A 26,103-nucleotide genomic window follows, 5' to 3' on the forward strand; every position below is an offset into this window, starting at 1 on the left:
CCTCCCGCCCTCACACCGTCATCCCCGGGCTTGACCCGGGGATCCACGACTTCGGCCGGGCACGACGGAAGAGAAGACGTGGATGGCCGGATCAAGTCCGGCCATGACGTCGTGAGGGAGGGGAACGCCTTCCGCGCTACGCGGAGCCTGCTTTGGGCTTGTCGAAAGCGAGACCCTCACGCCCGCACCCTCACCGCCCGCACCAAAACCCCCGCGCCGCTGTCGCGGCCGGGGCTCTGCACCGTTCCCATCCGCCCTTGAGGGGCGCGCGGGGCACCGGGGCGGACGCCAACGGCGGCCGCCTGCACCTTTGTTTTGAAAGGTGGTGCAAGCCTTCACTCAGCCAACCGAAACGCCGACCCGGCGCCCCGCACGCGGTGTTTTATGGCTTGCTCCGAATGGCCCCTGGAGGAGTCAGACTTGCTATCCTCCACTGAAGGCGGCGCCCACGCGCCAAAAAGCGCGTAGCATCCCGCCCGTGAACGGCGCTACGCCGCACGGGAACACCCGACTTGGGCCGCGACGCCGCCGGGTGCGTTACTCCCGCCGACGCCGCCACCGCCCCCATCCCCCACGCCGGCCGCTCCGGACGCACCCCTCGGTGAGGACAGGTGCGGGCAGGATGACGGAGATTGGGGTGAATGTCTAGGTTTATTTTCCTAGGAAGCTCTGTCGCCACGCCGCAGGCACTCCAACGGATGACGATCCCGGCTCTCCGGCTTCGCCTCCGGCCGGGATGACGGCATCTTTGTGAAGCGTCAACCCGGACGGCCAAAGGCCGATCCGGGATCGCGTGCCGTCATGCTCACGCGGTCGCCCTCCCAGAACGCCGTCATCCCCGGACTTGATCCGGGGATCCACGACTTGGGGCCGTGCGCGGCGAGCCAAGTCGTGGATGGCCGGATCAAGTCCGGCCATGACGTCGTTAAGGGTGGCGGCGTCGCCCCCGAGGTTGGGTACCCGTTCCGTCCCCGCGCGTCCCGCCCTCACGCCGTCATCCCCGTCCCCGGACTTGATCCGGGGATCAGCCCGGGGATCCACGACTTCAGCCGGGCGCGACGGGAGGTAAGACGTGGATGGCCGGATCAAGTCCGGCCATGACGGTGTGAGGGAGTGCGGCGTCGCCCGAGGTTGGGTGCCTTTCCCGTCCCGCGCGTCCCACCTTCCCGCCGTCATCCCCGGGCTTGACCCGGGGATCCATGACTTCAGCCGGGCGCGACGGGAGGTAAGACGTGGATGGCCGGATCAAGTCCGGCCATGACGGTGTGCGGGGTGGCGGCGCCGCGCCCGAGGTTGGGTGCCTTTCCCGTCCCGCGCGTCCCACCTTCCCGCCGTCATCCCCGGGCTTGACCCGGGGATCCACGACTTGGGCTGGGCGCGACGGAAGGGACGTCGTGGATGGCCGGATCAAGTCCGGCCATGACGGTGCGCGGGAGGCGTGACGTCGCGCGGGGCAGCGCCCCTTCTCACTCCGCCGCGTCGACGCCCTCGGTGGGCGTGGCGCGGCTGCCGACGCCAAACCGGCGTTCGACATAGTCCTCGACGATCTTCTTGAAGTCCTCGCGCAGCGTCGGGCCGCGCAGGGTCATCGCCTTCTTGCCGTCGAGATAGACCGGGGCGGTGGGGAATTCGCCGGTGCCGGGCAGCGAGATGCCGATATCGGCGTGCTTGGATTCCCCGGGCCCGTTGACGATGCAGCCCATCACCGCGACGTTCAGCGTCTCGACGCCGGGATAGCGCGTCTTCCAGCCGGGCATGGAGGTGCGGATGAAATCCTGCACCTCGAAGGCGAGCTCCTGGAAAGTGGTGGAGGTGGTGCGCCCGCAGCCCGGGCAGGCGGCGACCAGCGGCACGAAGGTGCGCAGGCCCATGGTCTGGAGCATTTCCTGCGCCACCGTCACCTCGCGGGTGCGGTCGCCGCCGGGCTCGGGGGTGAGCGAGACGCGGATCGTGTCGCCGATGCCCTGCTGCAGCAGCACGCCCATCGATGCGGCGGAGGCGACGATGCCCTTCGAGCCCATGCCCGCCTCGGTGAGGCCGAGATGCAGCGCATAGTCCGAGCGGCGGGCGAGCTCGGCGTAGACGGTGATGAGATCCTGCACCGCCGAGACCTTGGCGGAGAGGATGATGCGGTTCTTCGGCAGGCCGATCTCCTCGGCGAGCGCGGCCGAGAGCAGGGCCGAGCGCACCAGCGCCTCGCGCGTCACCGCGCGGGCCTGCGCCGGGCGGGGCAGGCGGGCGTTCTGGTCCATCAGTTCGGTGAGCAGATCCTCGTCGAGCGAGCCCCAGTTTGCGCCAATGCGCACCGGCTTGTCGTGCTTGATCGCCTGCTCGACGATGGTGGTGAAGTGCCGGTCGCGCTTCTGCCCGAAGCCGACATTGCCGGGATTGATGCGGTACTTGTCGAGCGCCGCCGCGCAGTCCGGGTACTTGGTCAGCAGAAGGTGGCCATTATAGTGGAAGTCGCCGACCAGCGGGGTATCGAGCCCCATCTTCAGGAGGCGCTCCTTGATGGCCGGAACGGCCAGGGCTGATTCCTCGCGGTCCACCGTGATGCGCACCACTTCCGAACCGGCGCGGGCGAGCGCGGCGACCTGACGGGCGGTGCCTTCGGCATCGGCCGTGTCGGTATTGGTCATGGACTGGACAACGACCGGGGCGCCGCCGCCCACCGTGATCGACCCGACCTTCACCGCGACGGTCTGGCGGCGCGGCGCGGGGCCGGCAGCCTCCAGCTCCGGCGCGACGATGGTGGCCAGCGTTTCGGCCATCGGGTCGGTCATCGCTTCGCTCTCGCTTCGACAAGGGCCGCCGGGCCCGGCGCCTCATGGAATATCGGGTTAAGCCGGCCCGCGCGGGCCGTCAACAGGCCGCGCCATCAAGGTGTGGCGAGCGGGGAGGCGGTCCCGCTGGCGGTCGCGTCCGGCGTGTTCGCCGCCACGTCGCGGCAGCGCGCGCAGGTGCCGGCGATTTCCAGAACCGGGGTGCGCGGGGCAAAGCCGGCGGCGCGCGTGGCCCAGGCGAGATCGCGGCCAATGGCGTGCGAGGCGACCTCGGAGGTGAGCCCGCAGCTCTCGCAGATGAGGAAGACGATGACATCGTCCGGTCCATGCGCCCGGCCGCAGGCGAGATAGGCGTTGCGGCTCTCGATGCGATGGGCGAGGCCCTGCGCGACGAGGAAATCCAGCGCGCGATAGACCGACATGGGCGGGGGCTTGTCGCCGGCGATGCCGAGCCGCTCCACCAGCTCATAGGCGCCGAGCGGCACATGGCTGTCGGCGAGCTGTTCCAGCACGCGCCGGCGCAGCGGGGTCAGCCGCGCCCCGCTCCTGGCGCAGGCCTGCTCGAACCGCGCCATCGCGCCGGCGACGCAGGCGGCGTGGTCATGGTCATGGCCCGCCTCGGGCGCGGCACCGTGACCATGGTGATGGCCATGGTCATGGCCGTGCCCGTGGCCGTCGCCATGCGGATCGGCGGGGCGCGGCGCGTCGTCGTGCGGGGCGTCGTCGTGCGGGGCGTCGTCGTGCGGGGAATGAACCGTCATGGCCCCAATATAGTCCCTCGCGCCGTCCGCCACCATGAGGGGGCGATGTGTGAATCACGTCGCGCGTCTGTCATCGGCACGCGGCAGGTGGGGATGGCGCGCCCCGCCATCGCATCTCGGATTCTCTGGCGCGGGCGCCACACCAAACTACCGGCTTGAGCGGCTTCCTGCGCCGTCGCAGGATGGGCCGCTGGGCTTAACCATTGGGGGTTTCATGCGCTCGTTCAAACTTCTTCTCGTCGTTGCTCTCGCGCTGCCGCTGGCGGCCTGTTTCGAGGGGCCTGCGGGTCCGCCCGGCCCGGCCGGGGCCAAGGGCGATGCCGGTGCGCCGGGTGTGGCGGGCCCGGCCGGTCCCGCTGGTCCTGCGGGCGCGCCCGGTCCTGCCGGTCCCGCTGGTGCGGCGGGCGTGGCGGGCCCTGCCGGCCCGGCTGGTCCCGCGGGCGCTGCGGGCACGCCCGGCTCGGCGCAGATCGCGGTGCGGGCGAGCGATTGCCCGGCGGCGGGCTGCGTCGCCAGCTGCGACACGGGCGAGAGCGTCATCGGCGGCTACTGCCTCAACCCGCAGCGCGGCTTCCAGCACATCGCTTCCTTCGCCGAGGATGGCGGCAAGACCGTCGTCGAATGCGAGCATCAGGTGAAGCAGGTGGTGGCGGTCTGCCTCAAGCCGTGATGGCTTCCGGTAAACAGGCGGTTGCGTCGGCGGTTTTCGCGGCGCACCATCGTCCGGGAAGGGCCTGACGAAACGTCATGCCGAATGCGTAGAGTGCGACGGGCGGCCCGTGCCGCCCGTCCGGTCACAGAATGGGGAAGCGCCTATGTCCTTGAAGGGTAAGAACGCCGTCATCACCGGCTCCACCAGCGGCATCGGCCTCGCCATTGCCCGTGGCCTCGCCGCCGAGGGCGTCAATGTCACGCTGAACGGCTTTGGCGATGCGGCGGCGATCGAGACGGAGCGCGCGGGCATCGAGAGCGAGTTCGGGGTGAAGGCGATCTATTCCGGCGCCGATCTCACCAAGGGCTCCGAATGCGCCGCGCTGGTGGCGTTCGCCGAGACGGAGCTCGGCTCGGTCGATATCCTCGTGAACAATGCCGGCGTGCAGCATGTCGCGCCGATCGAGGAATTCCCGGACGACAAGTGGGATCTCATCATCGCGCTGAACCTCTCGGCCGCCTTCCACGCCATCAAGGCCGCCGTGCCGGGCATGAAGGCGCGCAAATGGGGCCGCATCATCAACACCGCCTCGGCCCATGCGCTGGTCGCCTCGCCCTATAAGGCGGCCTATGTCTCGGCCAAGCACGGCATTGCCGGCCTGACCAAGACGGTGGCGCTGGAGACGGCGACCTTCGGCATCACCGCCAACGCCATCTGCCCGGGCTATGTGTGGACGCCGCTCGTCGAGAAGCAGATCCCCGACACCGCCAAGGCGCGCGGCATGACCGAGGAGCAGGTGAAGAAGGACGTGCTGCTCGCCGCGCAGCCGACCAAGGAATTCGTCACGGTGGAGGAAGTGGCGGCGCTCGCCGTGTTCCTCGCCTCCGACGCGGCGCGCTCCATCACCGGCTCGCTGCAGCAGATCGACGGCGGCTGGGTCGCCGAGTAGGCGGGAGGATCGCGGCGTGGCCGAAGATAACAAGCCCGCGCGGGCTCGCCGCGCCACCTCCGCCCGCCGCGCCGGCACGACGGCGCCCACCCGCGAGACCGCGCCTGCGCAGGCTCCCGTGACAGCGGCACCCGCCGCGGCCGTGCGCGCACCCGCGACGACGCCCAAGGTGGCTGCCAAGGCGGCTCCCAAAGTGGCTTCCGAGACGCGCGCCAAACCGGCCGCCAAACCGGTAGCCAAGCCGGTAGCCAAGTCATCGGCGGTGGCCGCGACCCCGGTGGCAGCGCCCGCCGCCACCCCGCCCGCCGCGACCACGCCGGATGCCAAGCCCGCTCCCGCCCGACGGGCGGCGGCGAAGGCGGCGCCGGCGGAGACGGTGGCGGCTCCCCCCACGGGAGACGCCCAGACCCGCAAGCCGGCCCCGTCGCGCGGCAAGGCCAAGGTCTCCGCCACGCCGTCCGCCAAATCGCCCAAGGCGGTCGCCAAACCTGCCGCCAAGGCGGCGTCGACTGACGCTGACACCAAGAGCGACACCAAACCCGCGCCCAAAACGGCGACCGCCGAGGCGGCAGCGGGGGCGCTGTCGACACCCGCCGGCCCCGCTGTGGTGAAGGGCGCCGCTGATGCGCCCGAGCCCCATCCGCACAAGCCCGGCGCGGCGGCGCTGAAGCCCTTGAACCTCGCGCTGCAGGGCGGCGGCGCGCATGGCGCCTTCACCTGGGGCGTGCTCGACCGGCTGCTGGAGGATGGCCGCATCGCCGTCGAAGGCATTTCCGGCACCAGCGCCGGGGCGATGAACGCCGCCGTGCTGGCGACCGGCCTCGCCAAGGACGGCAATGAGGGCGGGCGCCGGGCGCTCGAGGCCTATTGGCGCGATGTCTCCAAGGACGGGCGCACCAGCCCGCTCCAGCGCACGCTGCTCGACCGGCTGATGGGCAACTGGTCGCTCAACAGCAACCCGAGCTACATCGCCTTCGACATGATGAGCCGGTTCCTGTCGCCCTATGATTTCAACCCGCTCAACATCAACCCGCTGATGGAGCTGATCGAGCGGCATGTGGATTTTCCGGCGCTGCAATCCTGCCGGCATGTGCATGTCTTCGTCAGCGCCACCAATGTCCATACCGGCAAGGCCCGCATCTTCGCCCGGCACGAGCTGACGCCGGAGGCCATTATGGCCTCGGCCTGCCTGCCCTTCATGTTCCAGGCGGTGGAGATCGACGGCGTGCCCTATTGGGATGGCGGCTATATGGGCAATCCGGCGCTCTACCCATTCTATAACGCGGTGAAGACCGACGACATTCTGCTCGTGCAGATCAACCCGATCATCCGCCGCGAGACGCCGAAGACGGCGCGCGACATCAGCAACCGGATGAACGAGATCACCTTCAACGCCTCGCTGCTGGCGCAGCTGCGCGCGGCCGAATTCGTCACCCGTCTGCTCAAGCATGGCAGCCTGAAGAAGAAGGGCGACGGCATCGACGGCTATCGCGACCTGCGGCTGCACCGCATTGACGGGGCGGAGAAGCTGGTGGCGCTCGATGCTTCCACCAAGATGAACGCGGAATGGGAGTTCCTCGTCTATCTCAAGGAGATCGGCCGCGAGGCGGCGGATGTCTTCCTCGCCCGCCACTTCGACGATATCGGCGTGCGCTCGACGCTCGATGTGAGCGACGAGCTGCGGCGCAGCTAGGCCCTGAGCCCGATCGGATGTCCTCGACATCCGATCGGGTTCGCTTTCTTTATCCGTCGCAGGGACCGGCGGCGTCGGAATGACGGATGTTGATCGACTTGAGGAACTTCAGAACCTCATCGGTGGCGATCGCGTAATTGAATTTCGAGGTGTCGCCGCGCGCCTTGCCGCCCGCGACATTCAGCACCGCCTGTGAGCCGGCATAATGCAGCCCGACCACGTCGCCACAGGCATTGGTGACGGGAGAGCCGGAATTGCCGCCCGAGGTTTCCAGCCCTTCCTGAATGTTGCGCAGGCCGGTCTTGCTGTCCACGAACACAGATTGGACATGCCCGAAATCAAATTTCGGCGCCGGAATGTCGTCGATGCCGGGAATACGATTCTGGCTGATGATCTCGAAGAAGCGCTCGGAGGAGCGGTCCACCTGCGAGGCGCGGCCGGGGAAACCGCCAATCGCCACCGGCTCGCCCTCGCGGACGGTCGGGTTGAAATTCAGATACCGGTCCGCCGTCCAGTTCACGGTTTCGAGGACGGCGGCATCAATGCCGACCCCTTTGTCGGTCATGCCGATACCGACAACATTGGCCGCCCGCACGCCGTAGCGCCGGCTGGCGACCACCACGCGCTTGGCGTCCATGACAACATGCGCGTTGGTCAGGATGTAGCCGGTTCCAATCAGGAAGCCGGTGCCCGAATTGCCGCTCGCCGGATCGTAGACGGAGACGATGGAATCCTTGATCAGGCTGGCGATCTCGGCATTGCTGAGCGTCCTGCGCAGCGGGACGCTTGCCGCCGAGGTTCCGCCGGCAAGCGCGGCAACCTCGGACGCCGGCGCCGCGGCCGGCTTCTCGGGGGCGGAGGGTCCGGGAGTCGCCACGATGGTCTCGGGCGCCGCCGGCGTATCGAGCTGCGGGATCAGCGTCGCCTCCGTCGCGGCGGCGACCTGCACCCGGTCCGGGCGCCCCAGCGCATCGGCAATGCCGGCGAAAGCGGCGATGTCCGCCATTGTCAGGGCCAGCGCCACCGGCGCGTCGCCCGGCGCTTCGGCCGGTCCCGCCGCGGTTTTGGTCGAGGCGTCTTGCGTTGCGGTATCGGCGCTTGCTGCGTCGGGGGACGCGGCGAGCAGATCCGGCAGGAGGGCGGGGGGAGGAGCTGCCGGCTGATCGACGGTGAGGCCGGCCAGATAGCGGTACCACTGCTCGGCCGCTTCGCCATCGCGTGGCTCGCCCAGGCCGAGGGCGAGAGAGGCCGCAATGAATTCGCCATAGGCGGGGCGGCCGAGGGCGGCCAACGCCAGGGCCGCGGCATTGACGATGCCGGCGTCGCGTTCGTTGAGGCCGACGCCGGTGCAGGCGAGGAAGTCCTGCATCGCCTTGGCCTTCACCGTTTCCGACAGCGCCCCGTAGCGGGTGCCGAGATCGCCGATGGTGGCAGCCGGGTCGGCCTCGGCCAGATCGCCCGCCATGCCCGCCACGGCGTCGCGGACCTTGCCGCACTGGGCCAGCAGCAGCTCCACATTCACGTCGCCGGCCGATTCGATGGCCGCATTGCCGGCCTCGGTCGCGATTGCGAAGCTGCGGCAGAAATGAGCCCGCAATGCCGCTTCGCTCTCCGGCGTGCCGGCCTTCTTCACGGCACGGCGGCCGATGCAGACGTCATTATAGGCCAGCTCCGGCGTCTCCCCCGCGGTATCGGCGGGAGTGAGCGCGGCCAGTATGGGGGCGGGGGATGGCGTGGTGGAGCCCGCCGCCGGTGTCCCCGCCAGCGCGGGACCGACAGCGGGAACGGCCGCAACGGGACCGGCTACCGCGGCTTGTGCGGGCGTGCCGTCATCCGGCGTGCGTGAAATGGCGGCGAAGAGCTGGTCGACGCCGGGGTCGCTGCGCGGCACGTTGCCGCCCGGACCGGCGGTCCCCTTGGTCTCGGCATAGGCCTGCATCAGCACGTCATATTGGACCTGCGTCAGCGTGCCTGTCGGCTCGACATCCAGCGTCTTCTGGAAGGCGGCCACGGCGCGCCGCGTGCCCGGGCCGTTCTTCCCGTCCACGGCGCCATTGTAAAAGGTGAAAAATTTCAAGGCGGTCTGGATGTTGACCGTGGTCTGGTCGACGACGACCGGCGCTGGCTTCGGCGGCTTGGTGCGGCGGTTGGCGGGCTGGCCGGGGTTGCGCGCCATGGCGTTGCCGGTCATCACCCCCAGCGCAAAGCCCACCGCCCCGCCGGCAAGTGCAGCGCCGACGTCACCCCCGTGAGCGTCGGTCACCGGCACCAGCAGGAGGCTGGTGCAGAGAAGAACGGCAGGCACGCCCCGTCTCCGCGGGTGGGAGCTCGGATCGACACGCGCACGCCCGAGGTTCCACGTCCCGTTCATCGCTGCCCCCCAGCTGCTTGGCGGTGCCTGAGTATGATTTCTGGCCCGGTGATGTGCAACCCGCGCGCCTTGCTTTCTTTACTCTTCGTCAATCAGTCGCGCCCGCCCGCCTCTCGACGGGCCGGCCGCTTTGTGGTGTTGAGGGAGCATGAGCGCACGCGCCCCCCTTTTCTCCGCCCCCAATCCGTCGGCATCGGCCGCCCCGGCGGCGTTCGACATCACCGCCCGCGTGCTGCACCGGGACGGGATGATGCTCATCATCGACAAGCCGGCAGGGCTCGCCGTCCACAAGGGGCCGAAGGGCGGGGAGACGCTGGCCGATTACCTCGGCGCGCTCAGCTTCGGCCTGCCCAACGCGCCCGAACTCGCCCACCGGCTCGACAAGGACACCTCGGGCTGCCTCGTGCTTGGCCGACACCGCAAGGCGCTGGCCGATCTCGGCAAGGCCTTCGCCGATGGCTCGGTGCGCAAGACCTATATGGCGGTGGTGCGCGGCGTGCCGGGTGAGCCGCGCGGGCGGATCGAGCTCAAGCTCGCCAAGCGTTCGCCGACGCGCGGCTGGTGGATGGCGGTGGACCCGAAGGGGCAGGACGCCATCAGCGAATGGCAGATGCTGGCGGCGGGCGAGGGTTTTGCCGTGCTGGCGCTTTCCCCGCTCACCGGGCGCACGCACCAGCTGCGCGTGCATCTCGACGCCATCGGCCACCCGATCCTCGGTGATCCCATCTATGGCGGTGGTTCGCGCCTGCCGGGCGGGCCGATCCTGCATCTGCATGCCCGCCGCGTGGTGGTGCCGCAGAACAAGGGCCGCGATCCCGTCGAGGCCCGGGCGGCGCTGCCCGCCCATATGCGCGCGACGCTGGAGCAGGCGGGCATGGACCCCGCCGCGCTGGAAGCGGCGGCGGACGGGATCACCTTCTCGCCGCGCTGAACCTCGTCAGACGAGATGCAGGCCGGGCTTCAGGCTGCGCGCCATGCGGGCGCCGAGCTGGCCGCAGCCGATGAGGCCGGGGGTGGGGTGAGTGATGATGTTCACCGCCATGCCGGCGAGCCGTGCCTCATGCGGCGGGTGCTCCTCGAACGCTTCGCGGAAGGGCGAGGCGGCGAAAAAGGGCGCGAGCCCGGCCGAGACGCCGCCGGCGAGGAAGACGCCGCCGCGCGCGTTGAAGGTGAGGGCGAGGTCGCCGGCGATGCGGCCGAAGATGCGCAGGAACAGGTTGCAGGTGGCGAGCGCGCCATCATCGCCCCGCCCGGCGGCGGCGATCACGGCCTCGGGCGCGATCGCCTCGCCGGTGGAGATGCGGTGGATGCGGGCAAGACCCGAGCCTGACAGCGCGTGCTCGACCACGACCGGGCCAAGCTCGCCGACCATATGAGCGAGCAGGCGCGCTTCCTCGGCGTCCGTGGCGCCGAGCCGGGAGCGTCCGCCCTCGCCGGTGATGACCGCCGGTAGGCGGCCGGACTGGATGAGGCCGGCGACACCGAAGCCGGTGCCGGGACCGCAGATCAGCACCGGGCCGCGCGGCTCGGACAGACCCTCGCCGACCGGGATGAGATCGCCCGTGCCGAGCGCGGTGACACCATGCGCCAGCGCCTCGAAATCATTCACCGCGGCGAATTTCTGCCAGCCGAAATAGCGGCGGATGGCGCGCTTGGAGAAGGACCAGTCGCGGTTGGTGAGCTTGACGAATTCCGCATCCGCCGGGCCCGCCACCGCCAGCACCGCCCCGCCAATGGCGGCGACCACCGCCGGGTCGCGCGTGGCAAGGTCCGCCTCGATCATCGCCTCGAAGCCCGTGAAGCTGTCGTTGCGGTGGATCTGGATGTCGGTCGGGATGCCATCGACGCCCGCGAGGGCCAGCCGGGACGAGGTGCCGCCAATGTCGGCAATGAGTATCAGGTGGGCCATAAATCCGATGCCAATCCACGCTTGTCCGACACGAGCCGATGAGCCGGCCGGCGAGGCCGGACCGACTCGCCGGGCCGGCCGCTCCGAGGTGGCCCGATAGGAACCAATCTCGGGCCCTTCGACAAGGCCCGCAAGGGGCGCGACGAAGGGGGAGGGGTAGCCGGCCCGCCTTCCCACAAGTCGTGGGGGCGGCGTCCGGTTCACGCCGCGCGGTGCGGCACGATGCACCCGTGCGGGCCGGCGAGGGGGTGCGACGGTTGCGTTCGCGCCCGCGCCGGCCTAGTGGCTTGGCGATGAACGATACACCCAGCGCCCCGCGCCGCCCCGCCCGCTCCGGTCCCGCCCGCTCCACCTCCGGCGGTTCGCCCGGCGGCTCCCCCGGTCTTGCCGTGCGCCGCGCGGCGGCGGATGCGGTCGATGCCGTGCTGGAGAAGGGGCGCCCGCTGGAAGAGGCGCTGGAGCGGCTGACGCGCGACCTCGACGACCGCGACCGTTCGCTCGCCCGCATGATCGCCGCGACCACGCTGCGCCGGCTCGGCAGCCTCGGCGCGCTGGTGCGTTCCACGCTGGAGCGCGGCCTGCCGGAGAAGGCGGGGCGGGTCGAGACCATCCTGCTGATCAGCGCGGCGCAGATTCTGTTCATGGACGTGCCGGACCATGCGGCGGTTTCCACCGGCGTCGATCTCGCCGGCGAGAGCGCGGCGACCGCCGGCTTCAAGGGGCTGGTCAACGCCGTGCTGCGGCGGATCGCCCGCGAGGGCCGCGCCGCGCTGCCCGATGTCGCCGACCAGCCGCTCTGGATGATCGAGGGCTGGACGAGCGCCTATGGCGCCCCCGCCGCGCAGGCGATTTCCCGCGCGCTGGCGCAGGAGGCGGGGCTCGATCTGACGCCCCGCGCCGATGCCGCCGCATGGGCGGAAAAGCTCGGCGGCACGCTGCTGCCGACCGGCACCATCCGCCTCATCGAGGCCGGCAATGTCACCGCTTTGCCGGGCTTCGCCGAGGGCGCCTGGTGGGTGCAGGACGCCGCCGCCGCTTTGCCGGCGCGGCTGCTGAGGGCCGGGCCGGGCCAGCGCGTGGCGGATCTCTGTGCCGCACCGGGCGGCAAGACCGCGCAGCTCGCCGCCACCGGCGCGCAGGTGGTGGCGGTCGACCGCGCCGCCCCGCGGCTGAAGCGGCTCACGGAGAATCTCGACCGGCTGGGCCTCGTGGCGGAGGTCGTCGAGGCCGATGCGGCGAGTTGGAAGGGTGGGGAGTTCGACGGCGTGCTGATCGACGCGCCCTGTTCGGCCACAGGCACGATCCGCCGCCACCCCGATGTCGCCTGGTCGAAGGCGCCGGGTGACATTGCCAGCCTCAGTGCGCTGCAGGCCCGCATCCTCGCCAATGCCGCCGGGCTGGTGAAGCCGGGCGGGCTGCTGGTCTATTCCACCTGCTCGCTGGAGCCGGAGGAGGGCGAGCGCCAGATCGAGGCGCTGCTCGCCGCGCGCGCCGATTTCGAGCGCGTGCCGGTGACGCCCGGCGAGGCGGGCATCGCGGCCGAGTGGATCAACGCGGCGGGCGAGGTGCGCACGCTGCCCACCCATCTGCCGGACGAGGATCCGCGCCGGGCCGGGCTCGACGGCTTCTTCGCCGCCCGCCTGCGCCGCACGGTGTGACGCTACGGAAGAGGGCGCGGCTGGACCTTCCCGTTCGCTCGGGTAATGTCGCGCCCCGACGGGGGCGTCGGCCGGCGCGGGAATCATCCGCGATTCGGCTGCTCCTCGCCCGCACCAACCGGATAGCTGAGGGGACAGGCGGCTCTTGAGGCACAGCAGGGGGACGAGGCGCTGATGGCCCGCGAGGTCTATGCGGACCGCGCGCGTCTGGCGGGGTTCATCGCCGAATCCGGCTGGCGGCGCCTGCGGGCCTGGGCGCTCACCCAGCGCTGGTACCCGTGGCGGTCGCGTTCCGTGCCGGTGCCGGCGCGGCTTCTGCTCGCCCCGCATGATCTGCGCACCGGCGACCCCACCCGCGCCGCCGAGTTCTATTCCGGCCGCTTCGCCTTTGCCGGCAAGGCGGTGCTGACCGACGGCCTCTCGCCCTTCGAGATCGAGCCGCCCTCGCGCGAATGGGCGGAGGAGCTGATGGGCTTTGGCTGGCTGCGCCACATGCAGGCCGCTGGCACGCCGATCGCCCGCGCCAATGCCCGCGCGCTGGTCGGCGACTGGATTTCGCTGAGCTGCCACCGCCTGCCGGCGGCCACCCTGCCGGAGGTCGCCGCGCGCCGCGTCATCAGCTGGCTCACCCAGGCGCCGCTGATCCTGCAGGATGCCGACGCCGCCTTTCACCGCCGCTTCATCCGCAGCCTCACCGCGCAGGTGCGCTATGTGAAGGGCGCCGGGGCGCAGGCCCGCGACGGGCGCCCGCGTCTTGCCTGCGCGCTGGCTCTCGCCTTTGCCAGCCTGTGCATGGCCGACCAGCCCAAGCTGATGCGCAGCGCGCAGAAGCGGCTGGTGGAGGAGCTGGACCGTCTCGTGCTCGCCGATGGCGGACCGGCGACGCGCAATCCCGGCCTGCTGATCGACCTGCTGCTCGACCTACTGCCGCTGCGCCAGTGCTATGGCGCGCGCCATCTGCCACCGCCGCCCGCGCTGCTCAACGCCATCGACCGGATGATGCCGATGCTGCGCTTCTTCCGCCATGGCGACGGCGCCTTCGCCCATTTCAACGGCATGGGCCCGACCCCGGCGGACTGGCTCGCCACCGTGCTCGCCTATGACGATGCGCGCGGACGCCCGCTCTCCAACGCGCCCTATTCCGGCTATCAGCGCATGGAAGCGGCCGGGACGATCCTCATCGCCGACACCGGCGCGCCGCCGCCCCCGCCGCTGAGCCATGAGGCCCATGCCGGGTGCCTCGCCTTCGAGATGTCGGCGGGGCGCAACCGCCTCGTCATCAATTGCGGCATGCCGGCCATTAGTCGGGACGAGTGGCGCCCCATCGCCCGTCAGACGGCGGCGCATTCCACCGCCGTGATCGAGGAGACCTCCTCCTGCCGCTTTGTCGCCAGCGGGCTGCTGCGCCGCATCTGCGGCACGCCGGTGCTGGACGGGCCGGCGCAGCTTCATGTCGACCGGATGGAGCGCGGCGGGGCGGAGGTGCTGCGGGCGAGCCATGACGGCTATGCGCGGCGCTTCGGCATTATTCACCAGCGCTCCTGGCGGCTGTCGCCGGATGGCGCGCGGCTCGATGGCGAGGATCTGTTCCGCCCGGTCGAAGGTGAAAGCCTGCCGGGCGGCGGGCGCGACCATTACGCGCTGCGCTTCCACCTGCACCCGCTCGTGCAGCCCTCGCGCGCGGCGGACGGGCATACGGTGATCCTCAAACTGCCGGATGGCGACGACTGGGCGTTCACCGCGCCGGACTGCACGGTGGCGATCGAAGAGAGCATCGTCTTTGCCGCCAGCGGCGGCCCGCGCCGCACCGAACAGCTCGTCATTGCCGGGCGCGCCGGTGAGGCGCCGCGCGTCGAATGGACCTTCGTGCGGGTGAAGGCGTTGCGGGGATAGGCGGCCTTACGGCGCACGCAGGGCTGCTCTACGCCCCTCCCGGTTCACGCGCGGGCGCAGACGTGATAGGGCGGCGCCCTGTTTTTCCCCGTTGCGAAATGGCCAGCCATGACCACCGATGTCCGCTCCGTCAGCCGCGCGCTGCTCTCCGTCTCCGACAAGACCGGCCTCGTGGCCTTCGCGCAGGCGCTCGCCGGCCATGGCGTCGAGCTGGTCTCGACCGGCGGCACGCGCAAGGCGCTGGCGGAAGCGGGGCTGAAGGTGCTGGATGTGGCCGAGCTCACCGGCTTTCCCGAGATGATGGACGGGCGGGTGAAGACGCTGCACCCGACTGTCCATGGCGGCATCCTCGCCATTCGCGACAATGCCGAGCATCAGGCCTCGATGAAGGAACACGGCATCGGGCCGATCGACCTCGTCGTGGTGAATCTCTACCCATTCGAGGCGACCGTCGCGCGCGGCGGCGACTATGACGACTGCGTGGAGAATATCGACATTGGTGGGCCGGCAATGATCCGCGCCGCCGCCAAGAACCACGCCGATGTCGCCGTCGTCGTCGATCCCACTGACTACCAGACCGTGCTGGACGATCTCGCCGCCCATGGCGGCACGCGCTTCCTCACCCGCCGGGGCCTTGCCCAGCGCGCCTATGCCCGGACCGCCAGCTATGACGCGGCGATCACCACGTGGTTCGCCAAGGTGGCGGAAGAGGACGCGCCGCAGACCCGGCTGTTCTCCGGCACGCTCGCCGAGGCGCTGCGCTATGGCGAGAACCCGCACCAGAGCGCGGCCTTTTATGTCGGCGGCGCGGCCCGTCCCGGTGTCGCCACGGCCCGGCAGATCCAGGGCAAGTCGCTCTCCTACAACAACCTCAACGACACCGATGCGGCGTTTGAAGCTGTGGCCGAGTTCGACCCGGCGCGCGCGGCGGCGGTGGTGATCGTCAAGCACGCCAATCCCTGCGGCGTGGCCGAAGGGGCGACGCTGGAGGAAGCCTACCGCAAGGCGCTGGCCTGCGACCCGACCTCGGCCTTTGGCGGCATTGTCGCGATGAACCGCACGCTCGACGCGGCGGCGGCGCGGGCCATGGTGGACATCTTCACCGAGGTGATCGTCGCCCCCGAGGCGACCGAGGAAGCCATCGCCATTGTCGGCGCCAAGAAGAATTTGCGCCTGCTGGTCACCGGCGCGTTGCCCGATCCGCGCGCCGGTGGTGTTGCCGTGAAGTCGCTGGCCGGCGGGTTGCTGGTGCAGTCGCGCGACAATGCGGTGGTCGACGACATGGAGCTGAAGGTCGTCACCAAGCGCGCGCCCACCAACGCGGAACTTGCCGATCTCGCCTTCGCCTTCCGCGTCGCCAAGCATGTGAAGTCGAACGCCATCGTCTACGCCAAGGATCTCGCCACCGTGGGCATCGGCGCCGGGCAGATGAGCCGGGTGGATTCGGCCCGCATCGCCGCGCGCAAGGCCATCGACGCGGCCGAGGCGGCGGGTCTCGCGGAGCCGCTGACCAAGGGCTGCGTGGTCGCTTCCGACGCCTTCTTCCCCTTTGCCGACGGGCTCATCACCGCCATCGAGGCGGGGGCGACGGCGGTGATCCAGCCGGGCGGCTCGATCCGCGACGCCGATGTGATCGCGGCGGCGGATGCGGCGGGCATCGCCATGGTATTCACCGGCGTGCGGCACTTCCGGCACTGAGTGAGGCGTATCGTTCGTTTTCGACGAACGTTATGACCATAACTATGCGTTGGATCGAACAATAACGGGCGTGTCATGGCTTCGTCGTGAAGACGGAGGCGACTGCCATGACCATGCCTGTGCTGACCAGCCGGCCCGCGCACCCCTTCCTGTCCGGCGCGGCGAACCTCGTGCCGGGGCTGCTGCTGACCGGTGGCATCGCCGCCGTGGCCTTCGGGCTGCGGCAATTGCCGGGCCTCCAGCTCTTCAGCCCGCTGATCCTTGCCATCGTGCTGGGCATGGCGCTGCACAATCTCGTCGGCACGCCCGTCGTCGCCAAGCCCGGCGTGACCTTCACCCTGCGGCGCATCCTGCGGGCGGCCATCGTGCTGCTCGGGCTTCAGCTTACCGCGGCGCAAATCGTCGAGGTCGGCGTGGCCGGTGTGGCGGTGATCGCGCTGACGCTGGTCGCGACCTTCCTGTTCACCGTGCGCCTCGGCCGGCTGCTCGGCGTCGACGCCCCGCTGGCGCAGCTCATCGCGGCGGGAACCTCGATCTGTGGCGCCTCGGCGGTGATCGCCACCAATACGGTGACGCGCGCGCCGGATGAGGATGTCGCCTATGCGGTGGCCTGCGTCACCGTCTTCGGCTCCATCGCCATGTTCCTCTACCCGCTGCTGCCCGGCCTGCTGCACCTCACCCCGCGCGCCTATGGGCTGTGGGCCGGCGCCTCGATCCATGAGGTCGCGCAGGTTGTGGCGGCCGCCTATCAGGACGGGCAGGCGGCGGGCGAGTTCGGCACAATCGCCAAGCTGACGCGGGTGATGATGCTGGCGCCGGTGGTGCTGACCCTCGGCTTCCTCGCCAGCCGTCGCGCCGGGGCCGGGACGGAAACGGCCCGGCCGCCCGTGCCGTGGTTCGTGCTGGGCTTCATCGCCATGATCGCGTTCAACAGCCTCGTCACCGTGCCGGCGGAGATGAAGACCGTGCTCGTCGGCCTCACCACCTTCCTGCTGTCGATGGCGCTGGCGGCGATGGGGCTGGAGACCGACATCCGCCGGCTGCGGGCGAAGGGGCTGCGCCCGTTGCTGCTGGGCCTCGCCGCCTTTGCCTTTGTCGGCAGCTTCAGCCTAATGCTGGTGATGACCATCGGCTAAGGGCTTTCGGACGGCGCCATGACGCTTGAGCAGTTGCGCATCTTCGTGGCGGTGGCCGAGCGCGAGCATCTCACAAAGGCGGCGCAGGCGCTGAACCTGACGCAATCGGCCACCAGCGCCGCCATCGCGACGCTGGAAGCCACCCACGCGACCCGGCTGTTCGACCGGATCGGCCGGCGCATCGCGCTCACCGAGGCCGGGCGGCTGCTGCTGGTGGAGGCGCGGGCGGTGCTCGCCCGTGTCGCGGCGGCCGAGCAGGTGCTGGTGGACCTCTCCGGCCTTACGCGCGGGCGGCTGGCGCTGGCCGGCAGCCAGACGGTCGCCAATTACTGGCTGCCGGAGATCGTCCAGCGCTACCGCGCGCTCTATCCCGGCATCGAGGTGCGGATCGAGATCGGCAATAGCGATGAGGTCGCCGCCCGCGTGCGCGACGGAGCCGCCGATCTCGGCATCGTCGAGGGCGGTGGCGAGGACGGCGCGCTGGCGGCGCGGCCGGTGGCGGAGGACGAGATGGTGCTCGTCGCCCCGGTGGTGCATCCCTGGACATGGAAGCCGCCCCGCACGGCGGAGGCGCTTGGCGCAGGGCCGTGGGTGCTGCGCGAGCCGGGCTCGGGCACGCGGGCGATCTTCGAGGCCTATCTGGCCGCGCGGGGGCTGGCGCCGGGGGCGTTGAACATCGTTCTGGAATATCCGTCCAACGAGGCGATCCGGGCGGCGGTCGAGGCGGGGAGCGGGGCGACGGTGATCTCCCGCCGCGTCGTCGACAGCGCGATCCGGGCCGGCACCATGGCGCTGATCGACCTGCCCATGCCCTCGCGCCGCTTCATCGCGCTCAATCACCGCGAGCGTTACATGACGCGCGCGGCGCAGGCTTTTCTCGATCTGGTCGGGCCAGCCTGAGCCCGGCGCTGGCGCCACGCAAAAGGGCCGGATCGCTCCGGCCCTTTCGACACCCTAAGCGGACGGCTCAGAACTTGTAGGTGACGCCGACGCCGACGATCCACGGGTTGAGGTCGGCGGTGCCGGTCAGCGGCGTGCCGGCCACGGTCACGTCGAAGTCCGGCTGGAGGAAGAGCTTCTTGAGGTCGACGTTGATGCCCCAGTGCTCGTCGAGCATGTAGTCGAAGCCGACCTGCAGGGCCCAGCCCCAGGTGTCGTGTACATCCAGCGAGTCGGCCGAATCCGCCTGCTGGTCGAAGAAGAAGGTGTAGTTGATGCCGGCGCCGACATAGGGCTTGAACGCGCCGAAATCGGTGAAGTGATACTGCAGCGTCAGGGTCGGCGGCAGCAGCCACACTTCGCCGATCTTGCCGAGGCTCGAGAGCGAGCCCTCGCCGTTGATGTCATGCGGCGTGACGCCGAGGATGAGTTCGGCCGCCCAGTTCTTGGTGAAGAAGTAGGTGATGTCGAGTTCGGGAACCACCGAGTCGGAATAGCTGAGATCCGAGCCCGACACGCCGTTCACCGTGCCACCGCTCTCCGGAATGACGCCGAGCACGCGCACGCGGATCATCCACGGGTTGAACTCTTCCACCGGGGCCGGCGCCTTGAAGACCGGGGCCGGAGTGGCGCCCAGATCCGCGGCACTGGCCAGATCAAGCGCGGCGAAAGAGGTGGTGGTGGCGAGCACCGCGCCCAGCGCGGCGAGCGTGTTGATGATGTTGTGGCGCGTGGACATGCGCGATCCCCTTGAATTCCCAGCCCCGGCCTCATGTCCGGTACACGGCGCTATTCCTGAAGCGGGACGCGGCGACGGCGTTTGATTCATGTCAACCGTGTGGCGGGCGGGACGGAAGTGTGACCGCAGTGCAACAATCGTAGGCGGTGCCGTCACCTTCACGACAGGTATAGGATGCAGAAAAGCATCGCGGCCGCACCATCGGCGGCACGCGGGAGATGTGGAGGATAATGATGGGCGTGGAAGGATTTCTCTCGACCGAGGACGAGCGCGCGGCGCGCCAGCTGGTCGAGCAGGCCGATCTCATCCTGCAGGCGCGCGACGGCGACATTCCGCCGCTGTTCGCCAGCCGGCTGTTCGGACGGGCCGTGGCCGAGGATGTGCGGCTCTACACGCCGCATGAGCTGGCGGCGCTGGCGCAGCGCGCCTACGCCCATCTTGCCCGCCGTAGCCCCGGCACCGCCGATGTCCGCGTCGAGATCCCCGAGGCGGAAGGCGAGCGCCTGGCCAGGGTCAGCGTCGTCGAGATCGTCAATGACGACATGCCCTTCCTGCTCGATTCGGTGATGGCGGCGCTCAATGCGCGCGGCCTGACCGCGTCGCTGGTGGTCCATCCGCTGCTGGCGGTGGAACGCAATTCGGCCGGCATGCTGGAAGGCGTGTCCGGCACCGATTCGCCCGCCGGCCAGCGCGCCCGGCGTGAGAGCCTCATTCACATCCATGTCGCGCGCATTGAGAATGAAGGCGAACGCGCCGCCATCGCGGCCGAGCTCACCCTCGTGCTGGCGCGTGTGCGCGCGGCGGTGCGCGACTGGAAGGCGATGACCGGGCAGGTGCGCGCCACGCAGGCGGACCTCGCCAATGCCCCGCCGAGCGTGCCCCGCGAGGAAGTCGAGGAAGCCAGCGCCTTCCTCGAATGGCTGCTCACCGGCAATTTCACCTTCCTCGGCTGCCGGCATTATGACGCGCGGCCCAGCGCCGACGGCGCGGTGACGGTGGCGAATTTCGACCGTCGCATGGCCGATGCGCTGGGCGTGCTGGCGGATGAGGAGTTTCGCCTGTTCCGCCGCGCCAGCGATGCGCGTGCGGTGAGCACGGACCTCGCCGACGTGCTGGCCGAGGCGACGCCGCTCATCATTACCAAATCGCGCACCCTTTCCGTGGTGCACCGGCGCGCCTGGATCGATGTCGTCGTCATCAAGCGTTACGACGCGGAGGGGCGCGTCATTGGCGGGCTGGCTCTGGCCGGCCTGTTCACCAACACCGCCTATACCGGCTCCGTGCGAGCCATCCCAATCCTGCGGCGCAAAGCGGCGGCGGTGCTGGTGCGTGCCGGATTCGTGCCGGACAGCCATTCGGGCCGGGCGCTGGTGAAGGTGCTGGAGAGCTTCCCGCGCGACGATCTGTTCCAGATGGACCCGGAGACGCTCTACCAGTTCGCCATCGCGGTGCTGCAGCTGGACGAGCACCCGCGCGTGCGCGTTCTCGCCTGGCGCGACCGCTTCGCCCGCTTCATGTCGGTGCTGGTCTTCGTGCCGCGCGACCGCTACGGCTCGGAGGTGCGCGAGGAGATCGGCGCGCTGCTGGAAACCTCCTTCGGTGGGCAGGTCGCGGCCTCGCGCCCGCTCTTCCTCGAAGGGCCGCTGACGCGGGTGCATGTCATTGTCGAGCTGACCGGCGAGGCCGCGCGCGAGCCGGGCCGCGTCGAACTTGAAGAGGCGGTAGCGGGCATCATCCGCACCTGGGACGATGCCTTCGCGGCCGCTCTCGGGCTGGTGTTCTCACCCGGTCAGGCCACGCTGCTGGCGCGTCGCTATGGCGAGGCGTTCCCGGCGGGCTACCAGAGCGGCTACACGCCGGAGGAGGCGCTGGGGGATCTGCGGCTCGTCGAGCGGCTCAGCGAGGCCAATCCGGTCGCGGTCGAGTTCCACCGCCCGGCGGCTGTGCAGGGGCGCGAGCGGATCGCGCTCAAGGTGTTCAGCCATGGTGTGCCGCGCCTGCTCTCCGAGCGGGTGCCGATGCTGGAGGCCATGGGCTTCATTGTCGTCGACGAACGCACCTTCACCATCTCGCCGGAGGGCCGGGAGCCGGTCTACCTGCACGACATGGTGCTGGGGCGCCGGGGCGGCGGGGCGATCGAGCTCGAATCGCTGGAGAGCCGGCTGCACGCCACGCTGATGGCGGTGCTGCGCGGGCAGGCGGAAAGCGACGGCTTCAACGCGCTGGCGCTCAACGCCCGCCTCGGCTGGCGCGACATTGCGCTGCTGCGCACGCTGGCGCGTTATCTGCGCCAGATCGGCCTGCCCTTCAGCCAGGATTACCTCTGGGCGACGCTGAACGGCCATGCGGCCCTCGTCGACCGGCTGGTGGCGCTGTTCCATGCCCGTTTCGAGCCGGGCGCGGATGAGGGGCGCGGGGCGCGGGAAGCGGCGATCCGCGAGGAGATCGAGGCGGCGCTCGCCGACGTGCAGAGCCTCGACGAGGACCGCATCCTGCGCCACTTCGCCAATCTCATCGGCGCGGCGGTGCGCACCAACTTCTTCCAGATCACCGAGGAGGGCGGCCCGCGCCCGACCATCGCGATCAAGTTCCGCAGCCGCGAGGTTGAGGGGCTGCCGCTGCCGCGCCCGCTCTTCGAGATCTTCGTGCATTCCCCCCGCGTGGAGGGCATCCATCTGCGATTCGGCCGGGTGGCGCGCGGCGGCTTGCGCTGGTCGGACCGGCCGCAGGATTTCCGTACCGAGGTGCTCGGCCTCGTCAAGGCGCAGCAGGTCAAGAACGCGGTCATCGTCCCGGTCGGCGCCAAGGGCGGCTTCGTGCCCAAGCAACTGCCGAGCGGGCCGCGCGACGCCATCCAGGCCGAGGGGACGGAGGCCTACAAGCTGTTCGTCACCAGCCTGCTGGAGGTGACCGACAACATCGAGGGCACGGAGATTGTCCACCCGGCGCATACGGTGCGCCATGACGAGGACGACCCCTATCTGGTCGTCGCCGCCGACAAGGGGACGGCGACCTTCTCCGACACCGCCAACGCCATCTCGCAGGCGCGCGGCTTCTGGCTGGGCGACGCCTTCGCCTCGGGCGGCTCGGTCGGTTACGACCACAAGGCCATGGGCATCACCGCGCGCGGCGCGTGGGAAGCGGTGCGCCGGCATTTCCGCGAGATGAATGTCGACATTCGCGTGACGCCTTTCACCGTGGCGGGTGTCGGCGACATGTCGGGCGACGTGTTCGGCAACGGCATGATGCTGGAGACCACCATCAAGCTGGTCGCCGCCTTCGATCACCGCGACATCTTCCTCGATCCCAGCCCCGATCCCGTGGCCTCGCTCAAGGAGCGCCAGCGTCTGTTCGCCCTGCCGCGTTCCTCCTGGCAGGACTATGACAAGTCGCTGATCTCCTCGGGCGGCGGGGTGTTCTCGCGCAGCGCCAAGAGCATTCCGCTCAGCCCGGCGGTGCGCGAGGCGCTCGGCATCGACAAGAGCTCGGCCTCGCCCGCCGAGGTGATGAGCGCGATCCTGCGCGCGCCGGTCGACCTGCTCTGGTTCGGCGGCATCGGCACCTATATCCGTGCCTCCGCCGAGACCGACGCGCAGGCCGGCGACCGCGCCAATGACGCCATCCGCATCGCCGGCGCGGAGGTGCGCGCCAAGGTGGTCGGCGAGGGCGCCAATCTCGGCGTGACCCAGCGCGCGCGCATCGAGGCCGCCCGGCGTGGCATCCGCCTCAACACCGACGCCATCGACAATTCGGCTGGCGTGAACACTTCGGACGTTGAGGTGAACATCAAGATCGCGCTGGTGCCCGCCGCGCGCGACGGCCGGCTCGACGCCGACAGCCGCAAGGCGCTGCTCGCCTCAATGACCGATGAGGTGGCCGCGCTGGTGCTGCGCAACAACTACCTGCAGACGCTCGCCCTCTCGCTCGCCGAGCGGCGGGCGCTGGACGAGCTCGGCTTCCACCAGCGGCTGATGCAGCAGCTTGAAGTGCGCGGCCTGCTCGACCGCACGGTGGAGTATCTGCCGGGCGATGCGGAGCTGAACGAGCGGCGCGGGCGCGGCGAGGGTCTCAGCCGGCCCGAGCTCGCGGTGCTGCTGGCCTATGCCAAGCTTACCGCCCATTCCGACCTGCTCGACACCGACGTGCCGGATGATCCCTATCTCGCCCGCGAACTCGCCGCCTATTTCCCGCCGGAGCTGAATGCCCGCTTCGCCGACGGCATTGACGGCCACCGGCTGCGGCGCGACATCATCGCCACGCGCCTGTGCAACGCCATGATCAACCATGGCGGGCCGGCTTTTGTGGCCCGGCTCACCGACGAGACCGGCGCCGATGTCGGCTCCATCGCCAAGGCCTATGCGGCGACGCGCGACAGCTTCGGCCTCGGGGCTCTGGAGAACGAGATCGACGCGCTGGACGGCACCGTGCCGGGCGCGGTGCAGCTCGCCCTCTATGCGGCGGTCAAGGACATGCTGCTCGACCGCACCGTGTGGTTCCTGCGCAATGTCGATCTGCGCCAGAGCCTTGATGAGCTGGTCTCCCACTACTCGGCCGGCATCGGCCCGGTGGAAGACGTGCTGGGCGGCGTGGTGCGCGAACTCGTGCCGGAAGAGACGCGGGCGACCCATGACGCCCATGTCGCCGCGTGGACACAGGCCGGCGTGCCGGAGGCGCTGGCCCGGCGCATCGCGCGGCTCTCGGCCATCGAGAGCTCGACCGACATTGTCATGATCGCTGACCGCACCAATTCCGCGATCAGCGATGTGGCAACGACCTTCTTCGCCGTCGGCCTGCATTTCCGGCTCGACCGGATCCTGGGCCCGGCGCAGGCGCTCTCCGTGCCCGACTATTATGACCGGCTCGCGCTGGAGCGGGCGCTCGCCGCCTTCGAGATCGCGGTGCGGCGACTGACGGCTGAAGTCATCACCGAGCACGGGCCGGGCGCGGCGGGTGTCGCGGCCTGGGCGGCGGCGCGTGGCGCGGTGGTGGAGCGGGCACGCAACGGCGTCTATGAGATCGTCGGCTCGGGGCTTTCCGTGTCGAAGCTCTCGGTGGCCGCGAGCCTGATCGGCGATCTCGTGCGGGCCTGAGGCCGGCTCGTCGTCCGCACAACTGGTCGGCCTCAGGCCGGCCAGTTCACCGGCGGCAGCGCCTCCAGCGCCGGGCGGGCGAAGAGGTAGCCCTGCGCCAGCGGGATGCCGAGGGCGCGCAACGCCGCGAGCTCGGCAGGAGTTTCCACCCCTTCGGCGATGAGCGTGATGCCCAGTTCGGTGGCGAGACCCACCAGCGCTCGCAGGATCGCCTGCTGGCGCGGCGCCGCCTCGACCCCGCGCACCAGCTTCATGTCGATCTTCACCACGTCGGGGGTTAGGTCCGCCAGCAGGTTGAGCCCGGCAAAGCCGGCGCCGAAATCATCAATGGCGACGGTAAAGCCGAGGCCGCGATAGGCGGTGACGATGTCTTCGAGGTGCGCGGCGTCGATGACCCGCTCATTCTCGGTGAACTCGAACATCAGCCGGCTCGGGTCGAAACGGTGCTGCCGGCACGCCTGCAGCGTGGCGCGGATGCAGGTCTCCGCGCGGTAGACCGCGTTGGGCTGGAAATTGACCGAGAGAAGTGAGCCGTCCTCAGGAAACAGCCGGCTGGCCAGTTCGATCGCCTTGGCGCGGCAGTCCTGATCGAAGCGGTAGCGATTGGCGTCGGTCACCTTTGCCAGAATATCCCCGGCGGGTTCACCGGCGGGTCCGCGCACCAGCGCCTCGTGGGCCCATACGCGGCGGGCGGCGATGTCCACGATGGGCTGGAACGCCATGGTGAAGCCGAAGTCCAGCGGCTCTCCCTGACAGCCTTCACAAAGACGATTGGGCACGGCTATCCACGCTCCGACCAATCTGCGGACACCTATTTCATTGTGGGTTACTCAAGCCTTTCGATATCGGCGTCAAAGCGAAAGACGGATCTAATATGATAATCCTGCAGTCGACAAGGCTTACTTAGAAAATATTGCACGTCTACGCTTTCGTCGGTAATATTTCTCTATGTCTATCAAAAAGGCACTTCATCATCAAGACTTAAGTCATTTGCTCTGGCGCGATCAATTTTGAGTCTATCTTCAATAGATTTGATATCGGATATTATACCCCTTCTGTTCTTGTCGTTTATCGAACGGGTTTCGGCAATTTCTGTTCTTAATGACCCAAGTATATCAAATAAATGACCATAGTCGCTATCCACTAACATTATCCTATCAATTATGCTTTCGATTGACTTTATAACAGTTTTATATGCTGTATATTCATATGGTAATGGATTGGCTGTATGATTTGTAGGTTTGTTAGAATTAATATTTCTTGTTAATAGTAATATCTCTTCAATTAGATCCCTATCTGATCTTACGTCTTCTTTCTTGCCGTTTTTGCTTTTGTGCTGATTGACCGTGTCTGTTATGGTTGCGTTGAGATCAGGCCACCATTTTTCGAAAACCGAATTTGCAACTTCTTCATTAAGGCGGTGTTCGCCAATTGCTGAATTCATCATAAGGAACAGTTTTTTAGTCTCTTCCTTATCAAATTTTGTCGCTTGGAACTGAGCTAAGGGGCCCGACACGTCTGTTGGCTCCAGGTCAAATAGAATCGGACATACATGTGATATGCCAATGCTTCTGGAGACGGCGCCAGCTTCGAACATAATCCAGTTACTATCGAGATTGTCTTTAGTAAGAAAAATCAAACAGATACTAGAAGAGTGAAGCTCTTTTTCGATTTCAGAGCTCCAGCGCTTGCCCTTTTCTATATCCTTTGGAGAAAAATAGGGCTTTGCAGCCTGAAGGACGCTGGGAATCCAATTGTGGTATATTTGTGCAATCTTTTCACTTAATTCGCCGGACCAACTTAGAAAAACTCGCATGGACATTAACTCCCCG

General features: G+C 68.8%; 17 protein-coding genes. 10 read left to right on the forward strand and 7 right to left on the reverse strand.

The features are described 5' to 3' along the window. Nucleotides 1–1,466: 1,466 nt before the first annotated feature. Complete coding sequence (ispG, locus tag OU996_RS08715) at nucleotides 1,467–2,783, reverse strand: flavodoxin-dependent (E)-4-hydroxy-3-methylbut-2-enyl-diphosphate synthase (protein WP_267585205.1); 1,317 nt, start codon at nucleotides 2,781–2,783, stop codon at nucleotides 1,467–1,469. A 95-nt stretch (nucleotides 2,784–2,878) separates the two neighbouring features. Continuing rightward, complete coding sequence (locus OU996_RS08720) at nucleotides 2,879–3,544, reverse strand: Fur family transcriptional regulator (protein WP_324290746.1); 666 nt, start codon at nucleotides 3,542–3,544, stop codon at nucleotides 2,879–2,881. Nucleotides 3,545–3,758: 214 nt separating this feature from the next. Here OU996_RS08720 and OU996_RS08725 point away from each other — a divergent pair, with 214 nt between their 5' ends. The 3 genes from OU996_RS08725 (at nucleotide 3,759) to OU996_RS21380 (ending at nucleotide 6,838) form a co-directional block, all read left to right on the forward strand. Further along, complete coding sequence (locus OU996_RS08725; RefSeq protein WP_267585206.1) at nucleotides 3,759–4,214, forward strand: hypothetical protein; 456 nt, start codon at nucleotides 3,759–3,761, stop codon at nucleotides 4,212–4,214. A 145-nt stretch (nucleotides 4,215–4,359) separates the two neighbouring features. Continuing rightward, a complete protein-coding gene (locus OU996_RS08730; protein WP_267585207.1) occupies nucleotides 4,360–5,145 on the forward strand; it encodes a 3-hydroxybutyrate dehydrogenase in 786 nt (261 codons plus the stop codon). A gap of 16 nt (nucleotides 5,146–5,161) precedes the next feature. Continuing rightward, complete coding sequence (locus tag OU996_RS21380; protein WP_324290747.1) at nucleotides 5,162–6,838, forward strand: patatin-like phospholipase family protein; 1,677 nt, start codon at nucleotides 5,162–5,164, stop codon at nucleotides 6,836–6,838. 49 nt (nucleotides 6,839–6,887) lie between these two features. Here OU996_RS21380 and OU996_RS08740 read toward each other — a convergent pair whose 3' ends face one another. Continuing rightward, nucleotides 6,888–9,143: a serine protease gene (locus OU996_RS08740; RefSeq protein WP_267585208.1), complete on the reverse strand. Its 2,256-nt coding sequence runs from the start codon at nucleotides 9,141–9,143 to the stop codon at nucleotides 6,888–6,890. A 214-nt stretch (nucleotides 9,144–9,357) separates the two neighbouring features. On the opposite strand from OU996_RS08740, the gene OU996_RS08745 reads away from it, so the two are divergent. Further along, nucleotides 9,358–10,140, forward strand: coding sequence for an RluA family pseudouridine synthase (locus OU996_RS08745; RefSeq protein ID WP_267585209.1), 783 nt, complete (start codon nucleotides 9,358–9,360; stop codon nucleotides 10,138–10,140). A gap of 6 nt (nucleotides 10,141–10,146) precedes the next feature. Here OU996_RS08745 and OU996_RS08750 read toward each other — a convergent pair whose 3' ends face one another. After that, nucleotides 10,147–11,118, reverse strand: a complete 972-nt coding sequence (locus OU996_RS08750) for a glucokinase (RefSeq protein ID WP_267585210.1) — start codon at nucleotides 11,116–11,118, stop codon at nucleotides 10,147–10,149. A gap of 293 nt (nucleotides 11,119–11,411) precedes the next feature. Here OU996_RS08750 and OU996_RS08755 point away from each other — a divergent pair, with 293 nt between their 5' ends. From OU996_RS08755 to OU996_RS08775, 5 genes are all read left to right on the forward strand, one after another. Next, nucleotides 11,412–12,776: an RsmB/NOP family class I SAM-dependent RNA methyltransferase gene (locus OU996_RS08755; protein WP_267585211.1), complete on the forward strand. Its 1,365-nt coding sequence runs from the start codon at nucleotides 11,412–11,414 to the stop codon at nucleotides 12,774–12,776. A gap of 174 nt (nucleotides 12,777–12,950) precedes the next feature. After that, a complete protein-coding gene (locus OU996_RS08760; protein WP_267585212.1) occupies nucleotides 12,951–14,669 on the forward strand; it encodes a heparinase II/III family protein in 1,719 nt (572 codons plus the stop codon). A gap of 108 nt (nucleotides 14,670–14,777) precedes the next feature. Next, a complete protein-coding gene (purH, locus tag OU996_RS08765) occupies nucleotides 14,778–16,367 on the forward strand; it encodes a bifunctional phosphoribosylaminoimidazolecarboxamide formyltransferase/IMP cyclohydrolase (protein WP_267585213.1) in 1,590 nt (529 codons plus the stop codon). A 107-nt stretch (nucleotides 16,368–16,474) separates the two neighbouring features. Beyond that, entirely contained in the window at nucleotides 16,475–17,503 is a 1,029-nt protein-coding gene (locus tag OU996_RS08770) for a YeiH family protein (protein ID WP_267585214.1), read from the forward strand. A gap of 18 nt (nucleotides 17,504–17,521) precedes the next feature. Beyond that, nucleotides 17,522–18,403, forward strand: coding sequence for a LysR family transcriptional regulator (locus OU996_RS08775; protein ID WP_267585215.1), 882 nt, complete (start codon nucleotides 17,522–17,524; stop codon nucleotides 18,401–18,403). A 67-nt stretch (nucleotides 18,404–18,470) separates the two neighbouring features. Here OU996_RS08775 and OU996_RS08780 read toward each other — a convergent pair whose 3' ends face one another. Further along, a complete protein-coding gene (locus OU996_RS08780; RefSeq protein WP_267585216.1) occupies nucleotides 18,471–19,181 on the reverse strand; it encodes an OmpW/AlkL family protein in 711 nt (236 codons plus the stop codon). A gap of 233 nt (nucleotides 19,182–19,414) precedes the next feature. On the opposite strand from OU996_RS08780, the gene OU996_RS08785 reads away from it, so the two are divergent. Continuing rightward, a complete protein-coding gene (locus OU996_RS08785) occupies nucleotides 19,415–24,271 on the forward strand; it encodes an NAD-glutamate dehydrogenase (protein WP_267585656.1) in 4,857 nt (1,618 codons plus the stop codon). Between the two features lie 32 nt (nucleotides 24,272–24,303). Here the strand turns inward: OU996_RS08785 and OU996_RS08790 are convergent, their stop codons facing one another. Together OU996_RS08790 and OU996_RS08795 are read right to left on the reverse strand one after the other, a co-directional pair. After that, nucleotides 24,304–24,993: an EAL domain-containing protein gene (locus OU996_RS08790; RefSeq protein WP_267585657.1), complete on the reverse strand. Its 690-nt coding sequence runs from the start codon at nucleotides 24,991–24,993 to the stop codon at nucleotides 24,304–24,306. A gap of 233 nt (nucleotides 24,994–25,226) precedes the next feature. Continuing rightward, nucleotides 25,227–26,087: a toll/interleukin-1 receptor domain-containing protein gene (locus tag OU996_RS08795; RefSeq protein WP_267585217.1), complete on the reverse strand. Its 861-nt coding sequence runs from the start codon at nucleotides 26,085–26,087 to the stop codon at nucleotides 25,227–25,229. Nucleotides 26,088–26,103 lie beyond the last annotated feature (16 nt).

The organism is Ancylobacter sp. SL191, from assembly GCF_026625645.1.
Taxonomy (GTDB): domain Bacteria; phylum Pseudomonadota; class Alphaproteobacteria; order Rhizobiales; family Xanthobacteraceae; genus Ancylobacter.